The sequence below is a fragment of the Bradyrhizobium sp. USDA 326 genome (assembly GCF_049739485.1).
Taxonomy (GTDB): Bacteria; Pseudomonadota; Alphaproteobacteria; order Rhizobiales; family Xanthobacteraceae; genus Bradyrhizobium.
Window position 1 is genome coordinate 1,928,915 of the sequence record NZ_JBMGQA010000001.1, and the last position, 17,842, is coordinate 1,946,756.

At 65.4% G+C, this 17,842-nt stretch carries 21 protein-coding genes; 6 read left to right on the forward strand and 15 right to left on the reverse strand.

Going from position 1 to position 17,842, the window contains the following annotated elements:
* Position 1 precedes the first annotated feature (1 nt).
* Positions 2 to 784: an alpha/beta fold hydrolase gene (locus ABIG06_RS09275; protein WP_370135801.1), complete on the forward strand. Its 783-nt coding sequence runs from the start codon at positions 2 to 4 to the stop codon at positions 782 to 784.
* 68 nt (positions 785 to 852) lie between these two features.
* Positions 853 to 1,356: a DUF6496 domain-containing protein gene (locus tag ABIG06_RS09280; RefSeq protein ID WP_370135803.1), complete on the forward strand. Its 504-nt coding sequence runs from the start codon at positions 853 to 855 to the stop codon at positions 1,354 to 1,356.
* Between the two features lie 234 nt (positions 1,357 to 1,590).
* On the opposite strand, the gene ABIG06_RS09285 is transcribed toward ABIG06_RS09280, so the two are convergent.
* Together ABIG06_RS09285 and ABIG06_RS09290 are read right to left on the reverse strand one after the other, a co-directional pair.
* Complete coding sequence (locus ABIG06_RS09285) at positions 1,591 to 2,544, reverse strand: aliphatic sulfonate ABC transporter substrate-binding protein (RefSeq protein ID WP_370135806.1); 954 nt, start codon at positions 2,542 to 2,544, stop codon at positions 1,591 to 1,593.
* Between the two features lie 21 nt (positions 2,545 to 2,565).
* Entirely contained in the window at positions 2,566 to 2,787 is a 222-nt protein-coding gene (locus tag ABIG06_RS09290) for a hypothetical protein (protein WP_370135809.1), read from the reverse strand.
* Positions 2,788 to 3,176: 389 nt separating this feature from the next.
* Between ABIG06_RS09290 and ABIG06_RS09295 the strand changes: the two genes are divergently transcribed.
* A complete protein-coding gene (locus tag ABIG06_RS09295; protein WP_370135812.1) occupies positions 3,177 to 3,908 on the forward strand; it encodes an SDR family NAD(P)-dependent oxidoreductase in 732 nt (243 codons plus the stop codon).
* A 186-nt stretch (positions 3,909 to 4,094) separates the two neighbouring features.
* Here ABIG06_RS09295 and ABIG06_RS09300 read toward each other — a convergent pair whose 3' ends face one another.
* The 9 genes from ABIG06_RS09300 to phnG are packed head-to-tail and all read right to left on the reverse strand — an operon-like array spanning position 4,095 to position 11,081.
* Complete coding sequence (locus ABIG06_RS09300; RefSeq protein WP_370135815.1) at positions 4,095 to 4,706, reverse strand: pyridoxamine 5'-phosphate oxidase family protein; 612 nt, start codon at positions 4,704 to 4,706, stop codon at positions 4,095 to 4,097.
* Positions 4,707 to 4,733: 27 nt separating this feature from the next.
* Positions 4,734 to 5,330, reverse strand: a complete 597-nt coding sequence (gene phnN, locus ABIG06_RS09305) for a phosphonate metabolism protein/1,5-bisphosphokinase (PRPP-forming) PhnN (RefSeq protein WP_424578262.1) — start codon at positions 5,328 to 5,330, stop codon at positions 4,734 to 4,736.
* On the reverse strand, positions 5,327 to 6,484 hold the full coding sequence (locus tag ABIG06_RS09310) for an alpha-D-ribose 1-methylphosphonate 5-triphosphate diphosphatase (protein WP_370135819.1): 1,158 nt from the start codon (positions 6,482 to 6,484) through the stop codon (positions 5,327 to 5,329). Before ABIG06_RS09310 ends, phnN begins: the two co-directional genes overlap by 4 nt.
* A 12-nt stretch (positions 6,485 to 6,496) precedes the next feature.
* On the reverse strand, positions 6,497 to 7,195 hold the full coding sequence (gene phnL / locus ABIG06_RS09315; RefSeq protein ID WP_370135822.1) for a phosphonate C-P lyase system protein PhnL: 699 nt from the start codon (positions 7,193 to 7,195) through the stop codon (positions 6,497 to 6,499).
* Between the two features lie 8 nt (positions 7,196 to 7,203).
* Positions 7,204 to 8,016, reverse strand: coding sequence for a phosphonate C-P lyase system protein PhnK (gene phnK, locus ABIG06_RS09320; protein WP_370135825.1), 813 nt, complete (start codon positions 8,014 to 8,016; stop codon positions 7,204 to 7,206).
* Positions 8,009 to 8,899, reverse strand: coding sequence for an alpha-D-ribose 1-methylphosphonate 5-phosphate C-P-lyase PhnJ (locus tag ABIG06_RS09325; protein ID WP_370135828.1), 891 nt, complete (start codon positions 8,897 to 8,899; stop codon positions 8,009 to 8,011). The genes phnK and ABIG06_RS09325 overlap by 8 nt, the downstream gene beginning before the upstream one ends.
* Complete coding sequence (locus ABIG06_RS09330) at positions 8,896 to 9,999, reverse strand: carbon-phosphorus lyase complex subunit PhnI (protein ID WP_370135831.1); 1,104 nt, start codon at positions 9,997 to 9,999, stop codon at positions 8,896 to 8,898. Before ABIG06_RS09330 ends, ABIG06_RS09325 begins: the two co-directional genes overlap by 4 nt.
* A 4-nt stretch (positions 10,000 to 10,003) precedes the next feature.
* Positions 10,004 to 10,612: a phosphonate C-P lyase system protein PhnH gene (gene phnH, locus ABIG06_RS09335; protein WP_370135833.1), complete on the reverse strand. Its 609-nt coding sequence runs from the start codon at positions 10,610 to 10,612 to the stop codon at positions 10,004 to 10,006.
* A 4-nt stretch (positions 10,613 to 10,616) separates the two neighbouring features.
* On the reverse strand, positions 10,617 to 11,081 hold the full coding sequence (gene phnG / locus ABIG06_RS09340; RefSeq protein WP_370135836.1) for a phosphonate C-P lyase system protein PhnG: 465 nt from the start codon (positions 11,079 to 11,081) through the stop codon (positions 10,617 to 10,619).
* A 118-nt stretch (positions 11,082 to 11,199) separates the two neighbouring features.
* Between phnG and phnF the strand changes: the two genes are divergently transcribed.
* Complete coding sequence (gene phnF, locus ABIG06_RS09345) at positions 11,200 to 11,931, forward strand: phosphonate metabolism transcriptional regulator PhnF (protein WP_370135839.1); 732 nt, start codon at positions 11,200 to 11,202, stop codon at positions 11,929 to 11,931.
* 242 nt (positions 11,932 to 12,173) lie between these two features.
* Here phnF and phnE (ABIG06_RS09350) read toward each other — a convergent pair whose 3' ends face one another.
* The 4 genes from phnE (ABIG06_RS09350) to phnC form a co-directional block, all read right to left on the reverse strand.
* The gene (gene phnE / locus ABIG06_RS09350; protein ID WP_370140811.1) at positions 12,174 to 12,989 is read right to left on the reverse strand and encodes a phosphonate ABC transporter, permease protein PhnE; all 816 of its coding nucleotides are present in this window, start codon (positions 12,987 to 12,989) and stop codon (positions 12,174 to 12,176) included.
* A gap of 29 nt (positions 12,990 to 13,018) precedes the next feature.
* Complete coding sequence (phnE, locus tag ABIG06_RS09355; RefSeq protein ID WP_370135841.1) at positions 13,019 to 13,903, reverse strand: phosphonate ABC transporter, permease protein PhnE; 885 nt, start codon at positions 13,901 to 13,903, stop codon at positions 13,019 to 13,021.
* Positions 13,904 to 13,975: 72 nt separating this feature from the next.
* A complete protein-coding gene (gene phnD / locus ABIG06_RS09360) occupies positions 13,976 to 14,911 on the reverse strand; it encodes a phosphonate ABC transporter substrate-binding protein (RefSeq protein ID WP_124161583.1) in 936 nt (311 codons plus the stop codon).
* A 76-nt stretch (positions 14,912 to 14,987) separates the two neighbouring features.
* On the reverse strand, positions 14,988 to 15,797 hold the full coding sequence (phnC, locus tag ABIG06_RS09365) for a phosphonate ABC transporter ATP-binding protein (protein ID WP_370135844.1): 810 nt from the start codon (positions 15,795 to 15,797) through the stop codon (positions 14,988 to 14,990).
* A 174-nt stretch (positions 15,798 to 15,971) separates the two neighbouring features.
* Between phnC and ABIG06_RS09370 the strand changes: the two genes are divergently transcribed.
* Both ABIG06_RS09370 and ABIG06_RS09375 read left to right on the forward strand, forming a co-directional pair.
* Positions 15,972 to 16,643, forward strand: coding sequence for a chloramphenicol acetyltransferase (locus ABIG06_RS09370; RefSeq protein WP_370135847.1), 672 nt, complete (start codon positions 15,972 to 15,974; stop codon positions 16,641 to 16,643).
* Entirely contained in the window at positions 16,640 to 17,833 is a 1,194-nt protein-coding gene (locus ABIG06_RS09375) for an alpha-D-ribose 1-methylphosphonate 5-triphosphate diphosphatase (RefSeq protein WP_370135850.1), read from the forward strand. The genes ABIG06_RS09370 and ABIG06_RS09375 overlap by 4 nt, the downstream gene beginning before the upstream one ends.
* Positions 17,834 to 17,842: the final 9 nt, after the last annotated feature.

Genomic DNA, 17,842 nt, shown 5'->3' on the forward strand with positions numbered 1-17,842 from the left:
CATGAAGCTTTCCGTCAACGGCACTGAAGTGTTTGCAGCAACCGGCGGCCGCGACTTCGACAAGTCGCTGCCCGCAGTCGTCTTCATCCACGGCGCCGGCTTCGACCATTCCACCTGGGCGCTGCACACGCGCTGGTTCGCCCATCACGGCTTTGCCGTGCTGGCGCCTGACCTGCCCGGCCACGGCCGCTCTCCGGGGCCTTCACTCGGCAGCATCGCGGAGATGGCCGATTGGACGGCGGCGCTGCTGGATGCAGCCGGCGCTACCAAGGGGCATCTGATCGGCCATTCCATGGGCTCGCTGATCTCGTTGGAGACGGCGGCACGCCATCCCAACAAGGTCTCCGCGCTGAGCCTGATCGGCACCGCCGCGACCATGACGGTCGGTCCCGATTTGCTGAAGGCGGCCGAAGCCAACTCGCAGGATGCAAACGACATGGTCTCGATCTGGGGCCTCGGCTTCAAGGCCGAGCTCGGCGGCAGCCTCGCACCGGGCCTGTGGATGCATGGTGGCGCGCAGGCCGTGCTTCAGGCTTGCGAGCCGGGCGTGCTGTTCAAGGATCTGTCCGCCTGCAATGCCTATGCGAATGCGCTTGCCGCCGCAGCGAGCATCAAGATGCCGACGACGCTCATTCTCGGCGAGCGGGACATGATGACGCCGGCCAAGGCGGGCAAGGCGCTCGCCGCCGCGATCCCGCATGCAAAGACGGTCGTGGTGCCCGGTGCCGGCCACATGATCATGGCCGAGCGCCCGGACGAGCTGCTGGCTGCGTTGAGGAACTAGGCGGATCGAACTTCCGTCTTGCGCGTTGCGATCGGATATCCCTCTCAATCAAGAAGGGGAACTGGATCATGCCAAGACAGGAAGTCATCCGTAAGGCCAAGCAGGACAAGCGTGCCGGCAAATCGCCGAGCACCCAGGCCGGCGAATTCGTCAAGGACGAGTTCGACAAGATCAGGAAAGGCAAGCACGGCGCGCGCTCGACCAAGCAGGCCATCGCCATCGGCCTGTCCGAGGCACGCCGCGCCGGTGTCGATCTGCCGCCGCCGCGCAAGGGGCGCACCAAGAAAGCGACGCGCCGTAGCGCTAAATATGCCTATGACGTCGGTCAGGGCAAACGCACGCCTAAGCGCCGCCCGCGCGTCTCGCGTGCGGTCGAGAACATCCTGAAGAAGGAGCCGCGCTCGACCGCATCGCGCAGTGCACTGTCGAAGCAGGGCAAGCGTGCCGCGAGCCAGCGAACCGCGGCGTCGCGTTCTGCCGCTGCGCGCAAGGCGAGCCGCACCAAGGGCCCCAAGGTCCGCTCCGCCGCCGCAAAGAAGGCGGCGCGCACCCGGGCGCGCCGCAGGAGCTGATCAGTCGCGTCGGCTCAAGAGCCCGCACGGCAGCATATCGACGCTGCTCCCCTGCGGCCCGTCCTTCGAGACGCCCGCTTCGGCGGGCTCCTCAGGATGAGGGCAGAGTGCGCGGCAGAAATCTGAAGGGCACCGCTGTTGCTTAGCCTCATCCTGAGGAGGCGCGTCGGCGCCGTCTCCGAAGGACGAGGCGCGCGCAGACCGCCGCCGGGAAGCCACATCCGGTAGCGCAGTTCAAGAGCCCGGCGTCCATTTCCAGACGATGTCGGAGACGTTGACCGGCCTCGGGATCAGGCCGAGCCTTGCAAAGCGGTCGGCAACCGCTTGCTGCGTCTTGATCACCTCCGCGTCCAGCGGCACCACGCTGTACGTCGAGCGATTGACGAATCGGCGGACAGCCTCGATGTCCACGCCCGTTGCCTCGGACTGCGCCTTCGCGACCTCCTCGTGATGCGTCTCTGCCCACACGCCTTCGGAGCCGAAGGTGGTGTTGAGCTTGGCGACCAGCGACGGATACTTTTCGACGAAATCCGCGTTGGCGATATAATAAGCGTTCGGCTTGTGAACATCCTTGTCGAAAGCAAGAATGCGCGCGTTCTCCTTCAGTTCCGCGAGCGCAAGATACGGATCCCAGATCGACCAGGCATCTACCGAGCCCTTCACGAAAGCCGCTGTTGCGTCCGCAGGCGCAAGCGGCGCCGGTATGACGTCGGACCAGGACAGGCCGGCCTTTTCGAGCGCGGCGACGAGCAGATTATGTGCGCTCGATCCCTTGCCGAAGGCAACGCGCTTGCCCTTGAGATCAGCCAGCGTCTTGATCGCCGAATGCTTCGGCACGATGATTGCCTGTGTGTTGCCTTCCGATTTCACCGCGGCGACGTAGCGGATCTTCGCACCGCCGGCTTGCGCGAAGATCGGCGGGGAGTCGCCGACATAGCCGAAATCGACGCTGCCGACATTGATCGCCTCCAGCAGCGGCGGACCGAACTGAAAGTCAATCCACTTGATCTCGATACCGAGCGGCTTGAAGGCGTTCTCGAGCGTCTGGCGCTGACGCACCGCGGGGAAGAAGCCGCCCTTCTGCGTGCCGATGCGGATTTCCGCCGGCTTGTCCTCGGCGTGGGCGGGTGCAGCCAGGGCTGTCGCAAGCAACAGCGTCGTTGCCAGAATGTGTCGTCGGGTGATCATGATGCGTCCTTTCGGTGAGGATCAGTTAGGAAAGAGTTGCGAGCTCGCGCGGCCGTTCCGCTCGGAAAAGACGGCACGGGCGGCGCGTTCGGCGTCGCGGGCCGATCGGAACTGGCGGCCTTCGAGGCTGTCGAACAGGCGCTCGGAGGAGAAGAAGCGGAAGCCGCGCTCATCTCTCGTGATGATGCCGGCGGCGCGATCGTGGATCTCGATGATGTAGGCGTTCGACTGGGTCTGTGACATGACTGCTCGTTCGCCGAAATTTCGGCGTTCCTGTCTTGGGATTTTTGGTGTGAGGTGCTGCTAGGAGACCGTCAGCAACAACAACAGGCGCCCGTTGCCGCCGAGAAACAGCGCCGCGTCATGCACGGATGCATGTCATTCGATTTGCGCTGGCGATCGGTTCTCATGGTGCGACTTGGGCTCGAGGAGCAGTCTCTACGCTCCGAATATCGAGCGATTGGCGCGATTGGTCAATGAAATGGCTATCCATATTTATGGCCGGCGCGCCGGGGCGCTTCTCTCGCCGCAAGCACCGGCAGGCGGATTCATCTCGCGATGAGTTCAACACGGGCGCGCGGGCGGCGTGATACGCTTCAGTAGCCAAAACCAGGCAATACGGAGGTCCAGAGATGGCTGATGATCTGAAGGGGCGCACCGCGCTCGTGACCGGCGCCTCGCGCGGGATCGGCGCCGCGGTCTGTCGCGCGCTTGCCGAAGCAGGTGCTGCCGTGGCGATCAATTGCCGAGAGCGGATCAGCCAGGCCGAGCAGCTCGCTGGCGAGATCGTCAAGCAAGGCGGCCGCGCCATCGTCGTCGCTGCTGACGTCTCGCAGCACGGGGCCGTGGCCGGCCTGGTCGAGCGCGTCACGGCGGGGCTCGGGCCGGTCGACATCCTCGTCAACAATGCCGGCATCGCCATCACGCGCGGCATCGACGATCTCACCGAAGACGATTTCGACCGCACAGTCCTGGTCAACCTGAAATCCGCCTTCCTGTGCACGCAAGCCGTGCTACCGTCGATGCGATCAAGGAAATGGGGCCGCATCGTCAACATCTCCTCGGGCGCGGCGCGCGGCGCCGGCTCGATCGGCCCGCACTACAACGCGTCCAAAGCCGGCATGGAAGGCCTCACGCGAGGTTATGCCGCGCGGTTGGTAAAGGAAGGTATCACCGTCAACGCAGTGGCGCCGTCGTTGATCGAGACTGACATGATGAGCGGCCAGCCCCAGCTCGTCAGCCGCATCCCGCTCGGCCGCTTCGGCACGGCAGAGGAGGTGGCAAAGGCCGTGATGCTGCTGGTCGACAACGCCTATATGACCGGGCAGACCGTGGCGCTCAGCGGCGGGATGACGTTCAACTAGCGCGGCAGCCGTCGCCGCGGATTCTCTTTCCCTCTCCCCTTGCGGGCGAAGGTGGCGCGAAGCGCCGGATGAGGGGTTTCTATCCGCAAAGTAAAATCGCGAGAGATGTGCTTGCGGAGACAAACCCCTCACCCGTCTCGCCGCATCGCGGCGAGCCACCCTCTCCCGCAAGGGAGGAAGACAGAGCTACCACATCGTCGCAGCCGCGCGTTCGGGCCAGATGCGGTCGTACTCCGCGCCGCCGACCTTGTTCTTGCTCATCTCGGCGAGGATCTCGCCGGGCGTCGGCAGCGTTTTCGGATCGACGCGCTTGTCGGGATTCCAGAGGTCGGAACGGACGATGGCGCGGGCACACTGGAAGTAGATTTCATCGACGTTCATCACCATGACGCTGCGCGGCGCCTTGCCTTCGACCTTGAACGAGGCCAGCAGCTCCGGATCGATCGACAGATAGGCGCGGCCGTCGGCACGGACCGCGTTGCCGGAGCCGGGGATCAGGAACATCAGCGACACCCTGGGATCGCGCACGATGTTGCGCAGCGAATCGACCCGGTTGTTGCCGCGGCGGTCCGGCAGCATCAGCGTCTTGGAATCGTGGATGCGGACGAAGCCGGGCAGATCGCCGCGTGGCGAGCAATCGATGCCTTCGGGCCCGATGGTGGCAAGCGCGGCAAACGGCGCCTTCTCGATGAAGCTGCGGTAGAGCGGGGTGACGTGGTCGGCGACTTTCACGGTCGAGGCGTCATTGGTGGCGCCGTAGATGGCTTCCAGCTGTTCGACCGTTTCGATCACCGACATTTCACTCTCTCCTCGTTGCATCGGCAGCTATTCGTGCCAGCCTTCATTCCTGATCACGCGGACGAGCTGGCGGCCGTGATAGTCGACGCTGCCGGCGTTGAGGATGGTGACGTCGGCCTGCGCCGACGTCACGTCGACGCTGCGCGACAGCCGCTCGGCGATATTGCCGTCGCTGTGTCGTGCCCGCGCGGCAAGCCGCTGCGCCAGTACATCGGGTGGCGCCGTGATCGCGACCACCACGACGTTTACATAAGCTCGGCGCAGCGTGCCGATCACCGTACGCGAGACGTTGGCAACGACGGCCCGGCCGGCACGGATGTCGTCGTTGATCTCGAGCGGCAGGGCATAGGAATGCCCGTGTGCCTCCCAATGCACGGCAAAATCGCCGTGCTCCTGCACGCGGCGGAATTCTTCCTGGCTTATCGCAATGTTGTCCTCGTCGGCGGAGGACTCACGCGTCACGACGCGGCGCGGGAAGATGATGTCGGGATCGTCGGCGCAGGCCGCTTGCGCCAGCCGCAGCAAAGTATCCTTGCCGGCGCCGCTGGGGCCGACCACGAGCACAAGCCGCCCGGGGCCGATGGCACCCGCCTCGTCCTGCGCCGTGGTCACGGTCTCGCTCATGCGACGCGGTTCCCTTCGCGCCAGACGCTGCGGACGACGGGAACGTTGCCGGCCACGTGCACGCGGATCAGGTCGGCGCGCTTTCCGGTCGCAATCTCTCCGCGGTCGGTGAGACCGACCGCCTCGGCAGGCGCTTTCGTCACGGTGCGAACCGCGGCCGGCAGGCTGATCGCGGGCACATGCTCCGGCAGCTGCAGCGCGCCCATCAGGAGGCTCGAGGGGATGTAGTCCGACGACAGGATATCGAGCAGGCCTTCACGGGCGAGATCGACCGCGGCGATGTTGCCGGAGTGCGAGCCGCCGCGCACGACGTTGGGCGCGCCCATCAGGATGTCGATGCCGGCCTGGTGCAGGCCGCGCGCGGCCTCCAGCGTGGTCGGGAATTCCGCCACCGAAACGCGGTCACGCACCGCGTCCGCAACGTTCTCCTCGGTGGTGTCGTCGTGGCTCGCCAGAGGGATCCTGTATTGATGCGCCAGCGCCACGATCTCGCGCATGTTGTGCGCCGCATATTGCTTCTGATACTCGAAGCGCTTTGCGAACAGCTTGTCGAGCTCGGCATCGGTCTTGCCGCCGCCCTTGCCGCGATAATAATCGCGCAGCTTGACCTCATCGCGAAACTGGCGCTGTCCCGGCGTGTGATCCATCAGGGACATCAGCTTGACGTCGGGACGGTCGATCAGCTCCTTGGCCTCCTCGACCACGCTCGGCATCGGGATCTCGCAGCGCAGGTGCAGGAAATGGTCGGCGCGCAGTAGGCTGGCCTCGCGCGCGGTCGTGATCGCGGCGGCGAGCACGCCGGCGCGGCCATCGACTTCCTCGGCGCCGTCCTCGCGCCAGACCCGGAGCGAATCGAAAACCGTGGTGATGCCCGAGGTCGCGAGCTGGCCGTCATAGGAGATGACGGCCGCGACCGGATTCCAGAACACCTTCGGCCGCGGCACGTAATGCGCTTCGAGGTGGTCGGTGTGGAGCTCGATCAGGCCGGGCATGATCAGGTCGCCCCCGGCGTCCTCGGCACCCGCAGGCGCCCTGCCCTCGCCGATCTCGGCGATGCGTCCGTCGGCAAGAGCGAGCCAGCCCTGCTCGATCACCTGGTCAGCCAGCACGATCCTGGCATTGGCGATCACTGTTACCTTCGGCTTGGCGTTCATTTCCCTCTTCCTTCAGGCCGCGGCGGCAAAGCTGGTGACGTCGACGATGCGGTCCGCAATCAGATGACGGATTTCGTCGTCATGGACAATGGCGACCATGGCGACGCCCTGGCGCTTCTTTTCGGCGACCAGTTCGACCACGACGGCGCGATTGGCAGCGTCGAGCGAGGCAGTCGGCTCGTCCAGCAGCAGGACCGGCAGATCCGAGATGAAGCCGCGCGCGATGTTGACGCGCTGCTGCTCGCCGCCGGAGAAGGTCGCGGGCGGAAGCTGCCAGAGCCGCTCGGGGATATTGAGGCGATGCAGCAGCGCGCCCGCCCGATGCTGCGCATCAGGTCTGGCCAGGCCGTTCACGATCAGCGGCTCGGCGACGACGTCGATGGTGGCAACGCGCGGCACAGCCCGCAAAAACTGGCTGACATAGCCGATCGTGGAGCGGCGGATGTTGAGCACCTGCCGCGGCTCGGCGGTGGCGAGATCGACCACCGTGCCGCGATGGCGGATGCCGATGCGGCCGCTATCGCAACGGTAGTTGCCGAAGATCATCTTCAGGATCGACGATTTGCCGGCGCCTGACGGCCCCGACAGCACGACGCACTCGCCGGGATTGACGTGGAAGGTCACGCCGCGCACCACCGGCAGCTCGATGCCGCCCTGCAGGTGCATCGTAAAGGTCTTCCGGGCATCGGCAACGTCGATCATGGCGGTCATCGAAAAGCTCATGGCGGGAGAATCGAGGAGACGAGGAGTTGGGTATAGGGCTCGCGGGGATCGTCGAGCACCTGGTCGGTGAGGCCGGTCTCGACGACGCGGCCGCCCTTCATCACCATCACGCGATGCGACAGGAGGCGCGCGACCGCGAGATCGTGGGTGACGATGATGACGGCGAGATGCAGCTCGGCGACGAGGCTGCGCACGAGATCGAGCAGGCGCGCCTGCACCGACACGTCGAGGCCGCCGGTCGGCTCGTCCATGAACACCAGCCGCGGCTCGGTGACGAGGTTGCGGGCGATCTGAAGACGCTGCCGCATGCCGCCGGAATAGGTCCGCGGAGCATCGTCGATGCGCGCGACATCGATCTCGACGCGGGTGAGCCAGTCCGACGCGGTCTCGCGGATGCGGCCGTAGTGATTCCAGCCCACGGCCATCAGCCGCTCGCCGACATTGGCACCCGCCGAGACCGCCATGCGCAGGCCCTGCGCGGGGTCCTGGTGCACAAAACCCCAATCGGTGCGGAACAGGAAGCGCCGCTCGGCTTCACCGAGCGTCGTGAGATCACGCGTGACGCCGTCGCGCATCCGGTAGGACACATGGCCGGCGCTCGGTGCGAGCTGGCCCGACAGCATCTGCAGAAGCGTCGACTTGCCCGAGCCTGATTCGCCGACGATCGCCAGCACCTCGCCGGGATAGAGCGCGAAGGAGACGTCGCGGCAGGCGGCGATGCGGCCGAACGACTTGCTGAGAGACTGCGCGACCAGCAGCGGCTGGTCGTTTCCGAGCGTATCGAGATCAGCCAAGTCTTGATCAACCATGTGAGCCCGCCTTCTCCCTGTACGGCGCGGCGCTGAGGCTGCCGTGATGGCCGGCGGCCTGGCGGCCCTCGCAATAATCGGTGTCCGAGCAGACGAACATCCGCCCGCCCTTGTCGTCGGTGACGATCTCGTCGAGATAGGAATTTTCCGCCCCGCAGAGCGCGCAAGGCGCGTTGAACCGGTACGGCTCGAACGGGTGATCCTCGAAATCGAGCGAGACCACCTGCGTATAGGGCGGGATCGCGTAGATGCGCTTCTCGCGGCCGGCGCCGAACAATTGCAGCGCGGGGCAATTGTCCATCTTGGGATTGTCGAACTTCGGCGTCGGCGACGGATCCATCACGTAGCGCGCGTTCACCTTCACCGGATAGGCGTAGGCGGTCGCGATATGGTCGAAGCGCGCGATGTCCTCGTAGAGCTTCACATGCATCAGGCCGTACTCGGCGAGCGCGTGCATGCGCCGCGTCTCGGTCTCGCGCGGCTCGAGGAAACGCAACGGCTCGGGGATCGGCACCTGATAAACCAGCACCTGGTTTTCATTCAGCGCCGTCTCCGGGATGCGGTGACGGGTCTGGATCACCGTCGCCTCCGACGTTGCGGTCGTCGTCGCAACGCCCGCTGTCTTGGCGAAGAACTTTCGGATCGAGATCGCGTTGGTCGTGTCGTCGGAGCCCTGGTCGATCACCTTGAGCACGTCCTGGGGACCAAGGATGGCGGCGGTGACCTGCACGCCGCCGGTGCCCCAGCCATACGGCATCGGCATTTCGCGGCTGGCGAACGGCACCTGGTAGCCGGGAATGGCGATGGCTTTCAGGATCGCGCGGCGGGTCATCCGCTTGGTCTGCTCGTCGAGATAGGCGAAATTGTAGGCGGGCGCGTTCATTCCGCGGCCTCCTTCATGGCATCAGATGCATTGGCATCGGCGAACTCCTGCCGCAGCTTGCGCAGCAGGCCGAGTTCGGACTGGAAGTCGACATAATGCGGCAGCTTCAGGTGCTCGACGAAACCGGTCGCCTGGACGTTGTCCGAATGCGACATCACGAACTCCTCGTCCTGCGCGGGTGCGAGCGCCTCCTCGCCGAGCTCGCGGGCACGCAGCGCGCGATCGACCAGCGCCATCGACATGGTCTTGCGCTCGCTCTGGCCGAAGGCAAGGCCGTAGCCGCGGGTGAAGCACGGGGCTTCCGTGGCAGACCCCTTGAACTGGTTGACCATCTGGCACTCGGTCAGCTCGATCGAACCGAGCGGCACGGCGAAGCCGGCGTCTTCGGCGAAGAACTCCACCTCGACCTCGCCGAAGCGGATCTCGCCGACGAAGGGATGGTTGCGGCCGTAGCCGCGCTGGGTGGAATAGCCCATCGCGAGCAGAAAGCCCTCGTCACCGCGCGCGAGGTTTTGCAGGCGCAAATCACGGTCCGCGGGAAAATTCAGCGGCTCGCGGGTGAGATCGCCGATGCTGGCGCCGTCCTCGGCCTGCGGCGATGATTCGATCAGCCCGTCGCGACCGAGAATATCTGTCACGCGCGGGGTGGGCGCGGTGGAGGCCTCGGCCGCAGCCGGAGCCTCCGGCACGAAACCCTGGCTAAGCGATGGATCGAGCAAGCGATGCGTGTAGTCGAAGGTCGGGCCTAAGATCTGGCCGCCGGGAATGTCCTTGAAGGTCGCCGACACCCGCCGCTGCACCCGCATCGCGCCGGTGTCGACCGGCTCGCCGGCGCCGAAACGCGGCAGCGTGGCGCGGAAGGCGCGAACCAGGAAGATCGCCTCGATCAAATCGCCGCGCGCCTGCTTGATCGCGAGCGCCGCGAGCTCGCGGTCATAGAGCGAGCCTTCGCTCATGACGCGATCGACGGCAAGGCCCAGCTGCTCCGAGATCTGATCCAGCGAAATCTCCGCAACGCTCTGGTCGCCGCGCCGCTTATGCGCGAGCAGGCGATGGGCGTTCTCGATGGCGCGCTCGCCACCTTTGACTGCGACATACATGCTTTCAGCTTCCCTTGCTCACGACGCGCGTGGTGCGGGGAATCGCGACCACGGCGTCATCGGCGACCAGCACCACATCGATGCCGCGCGGAAACAGCGCTTCGTTGATCTGCAGGCGCTCGAACAGGTCGAAAGGCTTGATCGACGCTTTCAGCGTCGCGACCCCGTCGATCCCGGGGCCGCGCAGCTCGAAGCCGCCCCCGGAGGTGAGGCTGTCGATCTGGACGATCACAGTGGTCGAGCGGTCCGGATACTCGCCGGTGCCGAGCGCGAAGGACTCGAACGAAGGCAGTGCGCCACCGTCGCCGACGAGCGCGAACGAGGCGACCGACGAATCCTGCACCACCGGCGCGCCGGTGTGGAACTTGAGCCACTTCGTCACGTCCGCACTCTCCGCCATCCGCGCATCGAGCCAGAGCGGCGTGTCGTGGTCGAACAGCGTCAGCGCGATCGCGGCGGTGCCGCGCATCATCGTATCAGGCGCTCCCGCCATCGGCACGATGCGCTGGACAGAGCCCGGCCGCGCCATCGCGTCCATGACCGAGCGAAAGGTCGATTGCGCCGACAGCACCTTGTCGGCAAAACCCGGCGGCAGTTCCGCAATCGTGGTCATGATCTCAGCCCTCACCGCGCACCATGGTGTAGAAATCAACCTTCGTCGCGGCGGTCTCCGCCGCCGCCTGCTTGCGCCGAATCATAAGCTGCTCTCGCAAGGGCGCGATGACACCCCGCTCCACCGCGCCGCCGTGATCACGGGACTGCATCAGCGCATCGCACAGCGCGATCAGCCGCGCCTTGTCACCGTCACGGCCGAGCGTGTAGCCGAACCCGACCTCACCGCTCGCAAGCCGTACCGCGGCGCGCGAGACCGTGGCTTCGCCGAGATTGAACGGTGCGCCATCGCCGCCGACCCGGCCGCGCAGCATGACGAGGCCGTTCTCCGGCGTGCGCAGATCCTGATGGTCCGGGAGGGATACGTTGCGGAGGCGAGCGGCGATCTCGCCCGCCTCCGCGTGCGCCAGCACCGCCATTGCGGCCTTGCGCTGGGCTTGCTGGTTGTTGTGCTGCGTCACCTGGTCCACCGAACTTTTCTATAGAATTGCCGCATCGAAGTTGTCTATGATAATAGACAACTTCATACCGACGCGCCATGACTGTTTCGTGACAATGATGTGATTTCTGGAGTAGGTTTCCCGCGACATGAGCATGCAGGACACAGCCTCCTCGGGCGTCGCGCTATGGCGCCTCGTAGCTGACGGCATCGAGCGCGGCATCGCCGACGGCCGCTTTGCGGCCGGCGACAAGCTGCCGGGCGAGATGGAGATCGCTGAAACCTACCGCGTCAATCGCCACACCGTGCGGCGCGCGCTGGCAGCCCTTGCCGAGCGCGGCCTGGTGCGGGCCGAGCGCGGCAGCGGAACCTATGTCGAGGCGCAGAAGCTCGCTTATCCGCTGCGCTCGCGCACGCGTTTTTCCGAGATCGTCGGCGCCGGCGGCCGCGAACCGCATGGACGGCTGATCGAGGCGACCGACGATATCGCGACGCGCGAGCTCGCACGGGAGCTGGGACTGAAGACCGGCGCGCCCCTGGTGCGGATCGAAGCGATCCGCCTCGCCGACCGCACGCCGATCTGTGTATCCACGACATGGGTTTCAGCGGACCTGTTCCCGGATGCTGGCGCCGTGTTCGCGGCAACGCGCTCGATGACGAAGCTGCTGGAGCATTTTGGCGTGCGCGACTATCGCCGCGGCGCGACCCGAATCACCGCCGGCATCGTCGATGCCACCGACGCCGCACGGCTCGATCTGGCGCTGGGGCGACCGATCCTGGTGGTGGACGCCACCGACCACGATCTCACGGGCAAGCCGCTGGTGACGAAGCATTCGCGGTTTGCCGCGGAGCGGGTGGAGTTTCTGGTGGAGAACGGGTGAGATGCCTGCTCTCGCTCTCCCGTTCTCATGCAGGGCTATCGCCTATGAGTTCGTTCTTGGCAGGGACCTGAGCGAGCGCCTCGTCCTTCGGGACGACCGCTTTGCGGTCTCCTCTCCATGAAGCACCTGTCAGGCGTCGTCTGAGGTGGTTCATGGAGAGGGCCCGCCAAAGGCGGGCGTCTCGAAGGATGGCCGCAGGCAAAAGCTCTCAAATGCGATCTCCCGCGTTTCTTGCGAAGGACCTACGCCACAGCCCGCCTGCCAATGATCGCAAAGCGCAGCTTGCCCGAGATGAAATCGATGGCGGCGACTGCGACCAGGATCATCAGGATCAGGAACGAGACCTTCTGCCATTCCAGCACGCGAATCTGCTCGGCGAGCTGGAGCCCGATGCCGCCGGCGCCGACGATGCCGATGATGGTGGCCGAACGCGTGTTGGATTCGATGAAGTAGAGCACCTGGCCGGCGATCACGGGCAGCACCTGTGGCAACAGGCCGAAGCGGATCTCGTGCAGCGCGCTGCCGCCGGAGGCGCGGATGCCCTCGACCTGCTTCTGGTCGGCGCCCTCGATCGCCTCCGAGAACAGCTTGCCGAAGGCGCCGAAATCGGACACGGCGATGGCGAGCACGCCGGCGAACGGGCCGAGCCCGACCACGTTGATCCACACCAGCGCCCAGATCAGCGTATCGACGCCGCGTATCGAATCCAGGAAACGACGGACGGGAAAGCGCAGGATGTTCGACGGCACGATGTTGCGCGCCGCGAGCAGGCTGACCGGCAGCGCGAACACTGCCGCCAGCGTCGTGCCGAGCAGCGCGATCGACAGCGTCTCGCCGAGCGCCTTCAGATAGATCGGCAGCGACGAGCCGGGATCGGGCGGGATCATCATCAATGTGATCCAGCCGAGCTGGCTGAGGCCGGCGAAGAAGCGCGATGGCGAGAAGTCGAGATCGACGAGGCCGTAGATGAGGATCGCGAACGCCGCGGCGATCATCGCGGGCGTCGCGAGCCGCGACGAGGCCGGCCGGTCGAATACATCGGGATAGCGCGCACGCATCTGCGCGGCATCGGCCTCCTGCGGCTTCGTCACGTCCGCGCCTCCTTGCCGAACAGGTGGCCGCGCAGCCAGCCGGTGGCGATGTCGATGATGAATACGGCAATGATGATGGTGAGCAGGATCGCGCTGACGTCCGAATAGTAGAACTTGCGGATGGAAACGACGAGCTCCTGGCCGATGCCTCCGGCGCCGACAAAGCCCATCACGGAGGCCTCACGGACGTTGATCTCGAAACGCAGCAGCGCGTAGCTGGCATAGCCCGCCGTCACCTGCGGCACCACGGCAAATCGCATGCAGGACAGCCAGCTCGCGCCGGTCGAGCGGATGCCCTCGACCGGCTTCATGTCGGCGTTCTCGACGATCTCCGAAAACAGCTTTCCGAGCGCACCGGTGGAGTGGATCGCGATCGCCAGCACGCCCGCCATCGGACCGAGCCCGAAGGCGATGACGAAGACCAGTGCGAACACAATCCCAGGCACCGTGCGGGCGAACTCGAGCAGCCGCCGCACGACGAAGCGCAGCCAGGGCGCAGGCGAGGTATTTTCAGCCGCGAAGAAGTTCAGACAGAAGGCGAGAGTCGCGCCGATCAGCGTGCCGACGTAGGAGATCAGCAGCGTCTCGCCGAGCATCTTCAGCCATTTGCGCCAGCCCCAGAACCACTCGCCGACATCGGTCCGGACCCGCTGGCCGCTGTCGAGCGTGAGGATGCGGTCGAAATAGCTGAGGAAGTTGCCGAAATAGGTGAACAGCGTGCGCAAATTCACTTCGGCACCGATCGCGGCGAGAACCAGCGCGGCGGCAAAGATCGCTGCTCCCAATAGGAGGCGGAGCCGTCGCCGCGAAACCGCCTGGCGATAGGCGGCATTCAGCGCGGCGAGCTGCTGCTCGGGGAGGATCGAAACCGCTGTCGTCATCTGTCGAAACAGGTCCCGTCAAAGAAAGAGCCGGGTCCTACGGACCCGGCTCAGGTGCATCGTCCCGAAGACTCAGGACGCCTTCTTTTTACGCAGTGCGTCGACGAACTTGATCAGCTCGATCGTGCCATCCCAATCCTTGGTGGTGGCGGGATGAAAACCCTTCTTCTGGCCATCCTGGAGGCGGTCGAAGGCCGCCTTGTCCTTGGCCGGCGCGTCGAAGAATGCCTTCGCGATCGCCGCCTTCGCGTCTTCCGGCAGGTCGGAGTTATAGGCGTAGGGACCGTTGATGATCGGCGCCGACTTGTGGATGATGCGGAAATCGTCCTTCTTCATCGCCGAACCATCGGCGTTCTTGAGCATGCCCTTGGTGAGCATCTGCGCCAGCGTCGAATCGTCGTCGCTGGTCCACTGGTTGGCGGCGACGTCGACGGTGCCCTGCGCCAGCGCCAGCACCGCGTTCTCATGGCTGCCGGTGAAGACGACCTTGCTGAAATAGGTGTCGGCATCGTGGATGCCCATCTTGTCGAGCTCGAAGCGCGGCACGTTGTTGCCGGAGGTCGAATTCGGGTCGACGAGGCCGAGGTTCTTGCCCTTGAGGTCGTCGATCTTCTTGTAGGGACTACTCGCCTTGACGAAGAAGACCGAGTAGTAGCCGGTCGAGCCGTCGGCGTTGATGTCGTTGGCGAAGGCGTCGGTCTTGACGCCGGTCAGGCGGGCGCGGGCGAACGAGGCCGAGCCGTAGCTCGCGATGTGGATGTTGCCGGCGCGCTGGCCCTCGATCACAGCGGCGTAGTCGTTGGCGATGCGCAGCGTGACCTTCACGCCGAGCTCCTTGGAGAGATAGCTCATGAACGGCGCCCAGCGCTCGGTGACGCCCGAGGCGTTCTCGGCCGGAATGACCGCGAAGGTCAGCTCGGGATACTTGGTTCTCCAATCGTCCGCGGAAGCGGAGGCGGTGAACGCGAGCGCGGCGGCGCCGGCAAGGACTAATCTGCGAGTGATCATGATACCCTCTTCATCGGTTGGTCATCGGTTGGGTCGGTTGACGCAAGAACCTGCAACTCAAAAGATGCGCCGCGGCTCAGGCCGCAGCGGCCGTTCCGAGCGCCGGGACGCCGGCGGACGCCGGCACAGGCATGCCGCCCATGACCTCGTTGGCTTCGAGATCGTAGAGCTCGCGCGCGACCTGATCGGTCAGCATCGACGGCGCGCCGTCGAACACCACGCGGCCCGCGGACATGCCGATCAGGCGGTCGCAGTAACTGCGGGCGAGATCGAGCGAATGCAGATTGCAGAGCACGGTGATGCCGAAATGCTTGTTGATGCGCAAAAGCGCATCCATCACGACCTTGGTGTTGCGTGGGTCGAGTGAGGCAATCGGCTCGTCGGCCAGGATGATATCGGGCTGCTGCACGAGGGCGCGGGCGATCGCCACGCGCTGCTGCTGACCGCCGGAGAGCTGGTCGGCGCGCTGGGCGGCGAGCGACGCGATATCGAACTGCTCCAGTGCGGACATCGCCAGCGCCTTGTCCTGCTCCGGCCAGATTTGCGACAGCGAGCGCCAGGCCGGCATCGTCGCGAGCCGTCCCATCAGGACGTTGGTGAGGACATCGAGCCGGCCGACCAGATTGAACTGCTGGAAGATCATTGCCGACCGCGCCCGCCATTGGCGCAGATCCTTGCCGCGCAATGCGGTGACGTCGGCGCCGTCGAACAGGATGCGTCCCTCAGTCGGCGTCACCAAGCGGTTGATGCTCCGCAGCAACGTCGACTTGCCGGCACCGGATCGCCCGATCACACCGACGAAGCCGCCCGGGGAAACCTCAAACGAAGCGTCGTCCACTGCGGCTTTTGCGCCGAAGCGACACGTCAGACCATCGACCACCAGCATGCGGGGCTCCAGATTAACTGGAGCCAATCGCTAACGTCCATGCTTAACACTTGTGTGACACGGCCGTTGCAGCGCAGCGATCCTGCACACGTCATCCCCTGTCATCGCCACGTCATGATATCGTCATGAATCCGCTCGAAGAGGAACGCCCGCCCCTCGCACCTCGGATACAACATGGCCGCCAAAGCCCTATCGGTTCAGCCGACCATCGACCCCTCGGCCAATTTGCATGAGACCCGGCTCGGCGCCTATACCGAGGTTGGCGCGCGCACGATCCTGCATGAAGTGGCGATGGGCGATTACTCCTATGTCGTCAACGATTCGCAGATCACCTACACCACTATCGGAAAGTTCTGCTCGATCGCGGCGATGACGCGCATCAATCCCGGCAACCATCCGATGCACCGCGCGACGCAGGCGCACTTCACCTACCGCTCCAGCGCCTATTTCGACGGTGAGAGCGACGATGCCGAGTTCTTCGACTGGCGACGCCAGCATCACATCCATATCGGTCACGATGTCTGGATCGGCCATGGCGCGATCGTGTTGCCGGGTCGAAACATCGGCACCGGCGCGGTGATCGCAGCCGGTGCCATCGTCACCAAGGACGTGCCGGCCTACACCATTGTCGCCGGCAATCCGGCCCGTATCGTGCGGCGGCGGTTCTCGGAGGAGATCGCCGGACGGCTCGCGAAGCTCGCCTGGTGGGACTGGGATCACGACAAATTGCGCGCGGCGCTGCCCGATTTCCGCAATCTCGGGATTGAAGATTTTCTTTCGACATACGAAGCACGGGCGAGCTCTCTCACCAACTCTCCTGCCAGCAAACGAAGCGCGATCGCGTGACAGACATATTCCTCGAAGGCGGCCGCGCCCTGATCGGCGTCGAGTTCGTCGAAACCTCACTTCTCGTGTCCGGAACGGACATTGCACAGGTCGATGCTTCTCGCGGTCGTGCCCGGCTGGCGATCGATGCCCGCGACCTGTTGGTGCTGCCCGGCATCGTCGATCTGCATGGCGATGCCTTCGAGCGGCAGATGATGCCCCGCGCCGGCGTCGATTTTCCGATCGACGTCGCGCTCGCCGACAGCGACCGCCAGGCGATCGGCAACGGCATCACCACGGTCTTTCACGCCACGACCTGCTCCTGGGAGCCGGGCCTGCGCAGCGCCGACAATGCGCGCGGTCTGATGGAGGCGATCGAGCGGCAGCGTCCGCAATTCGCCGCCGACACCCGCTTCCATCTGCGGCACGAGACCTACAATCTCGAGGCCGAGGCCGAGATCGCCCAGTGGCTCGCCGAAGGCCGCGTCGACCTGTTCGCCTTCAACGACCACATGGACGGCACCGTCGCCGACATGGCCAAGCCGCGCAAGCGCAACCGGATGGTGGAACGCACTGGTCTTTCGAGCGAGGAATTCGACCGGCTGGTCGAGCGTGTGGTTTCGCGCGCCGACGAGGTGCCCACCTCGGTCTCGCGCCTCGCCGCTTCTGCCCGCGCGGCGGGCGTGCGGATGCTCTCGCACGATGACGCAACGCCGGCGATGCGCCGGGAGTATCGCGAACGGGGCGCTGACATCGCGGAGTTCCCGATCAACGAGGAGACGGCGCGGGCCGCCGCAGAAGCCGGCGATGCCATCGTCTACGGCGCGCCGAACGTCGTGCGCGGCGGCAGTCATACCGGCTGGACCAGGGCCTCCGACATGATCGCCAAGGGGCTCTGCTCGGTGCTGGCGTCGGACTATTATTATCCCGCACAGCTGCTCGCCGCGTTCCGTCTCGCCGCCGATGGCGTGGTGCCGCTGGCACGGGCCTGGGACTTGGTCTCGGCCGGCCCGGCGCGCGCGACCGGCCTTGCCGATCGCGGCATTCTCGCGGAAGGACGCCGCGCCGACATTCTCCTCGTCGACGACAGCGTGAAGCTGCGGCCGCGGCTGATCGCGGTAATCTCAGGCGGCAAGCTCGTCCATCTCACCGATGCGACAAGGCTGCTCACTGCTGTGGCAGCGCCGCGCGAAGCTGTCGCGGCAGCGTGAATCGGCTAT

Bases quoted from the DNA above. Each gene is read 5' to 3' on its own strand.
- phnH (WP_370135833.1), bottom strand. From the start codon at position 10,612: ATGACCACGATTGCGGAACTGCCGCCGGGTTTTGCCGACAAGGTGCTG.
- ABIG06_RS09300 (WP_370135815.1), bottom strand. From the start codon at position 4,706: ATGTCGGTGATCGAAACGGTCGAACAGCTGGAAGCCATCTACGGCGCC.
- phnD (WP_124161583.1), bottom strand. From the start codon at position 14,911: ATGATCACTCGCAGATTAGTCCTTGCCGGCGCCGCCGCGCTCGCGTTC.
- ABIG06_RS09275 (WP_370135801.1), top strand. From the start codon at position 2: ATGAAGCTTTCCGTCAACGGCACTGAAGTGTTTGCAGCAACCGGCGGC.
- ABIG06_RS09310 (WP_370135819.1), bottom strand. From the start codon at position 6,484: ATGAACGCCAAGCCGAAGGTAACAGTGATCGCCAATGCCAGGATCGTG.
- ABIG06_RS09290 (WP_370135809.1), bottom strand. From the start codon at position 2,787: ATGTCACAGACCCAGTCGAACGCCTACATCATCGAGATCCACGATCGC.
- phnC (WP_370135844.1), bottom strand. From the start codon at position 15,797: ATGCTGGTGGTCGATGGTCTGACGTGTCGCTTCGGCGCAAAAGCCGCA.
- ABIG06_RS09280 (WP_370135803.1), top strand. From the start codon at position 853: ATGCCAAGACAGGAAGTCATCCGTAAGGCCAAGCAGGACAAGCGTGCC.
- phnE (WP_370140811.1), bottom strand. From the start codon at position 12,989: ATGCGTGCGCGCTATCCCGATGTATTCGACCGGCCGGCCTCGTCGCGG.
- phnN (WP_424578262.1), bottom strand. From the start codon at position 5,330: ATGAGCGAGACCGTGACCACGGCGCAGGACGAGGCGGGTGCCATCGGC.
- phnF (WP_370135839.1), top strand. From the start codon at position 11,200: ATGAGCATGCAGGACACAGCCTCCTCGGGCGTCGCGCTATGGCGCCTC.
- ABIG06_RS09325 (WP_370135828.1), bottom strand. From the start codon at position 8,899: ATGAACGCGCCCGCCTACAATTTCGCCTATCTCGACGAGCAGACCAAG.
- phnK (WP_370135825.1), bottom strand. From the start codon at position 8,016: ATGGTTGATCAAGACTTGGCTGATCTCGATACGCTCGGAAACGACCAG.
- ABIG06_RS09370 (WP_370135847.1), top strand. From the start codon at position 15,972: ATGGCCGCCAAAGCCCTATCGGTTCAGCCGACCATCGACCCCTCGGCC.
- phnL (WP_370135822.1), bottom strand. From the start codon at position 7,195: ATGACCGCCATGATCGACGTTGCCGATGCCCGGAAGACCTTTACGATG.
- ABIG06_RS09330 (WP_370135831.1), bottom strand. From the start codon at position 9,999: ATGTATGTCGCAGTCAAAGGTGGCGAGCGCGCCATCGAGAACGCCCAT.
- ABIG06_RS09285 (WP_370135806.1), bottom strand. From the start codon at position 2,544: ATGATCACCCGACGACACATTCTGGCAACGACGCTGTTGCTTGCGACA.
- phnE (WP_370135841.1), bottom strand. From the start codon at position 13,903: ATGACGACAGCGGTTTCGATCCTCCCCGAGCAGCAGCTCGCCGCGCTG.
- ABIG06_RS09295 (WP_370135812.1), top strand. From the start codon at position 3,177: ATGGCTGATGATCTGAAGGGGCGCACCGCGCTCGTGACCGGCGCCTCG.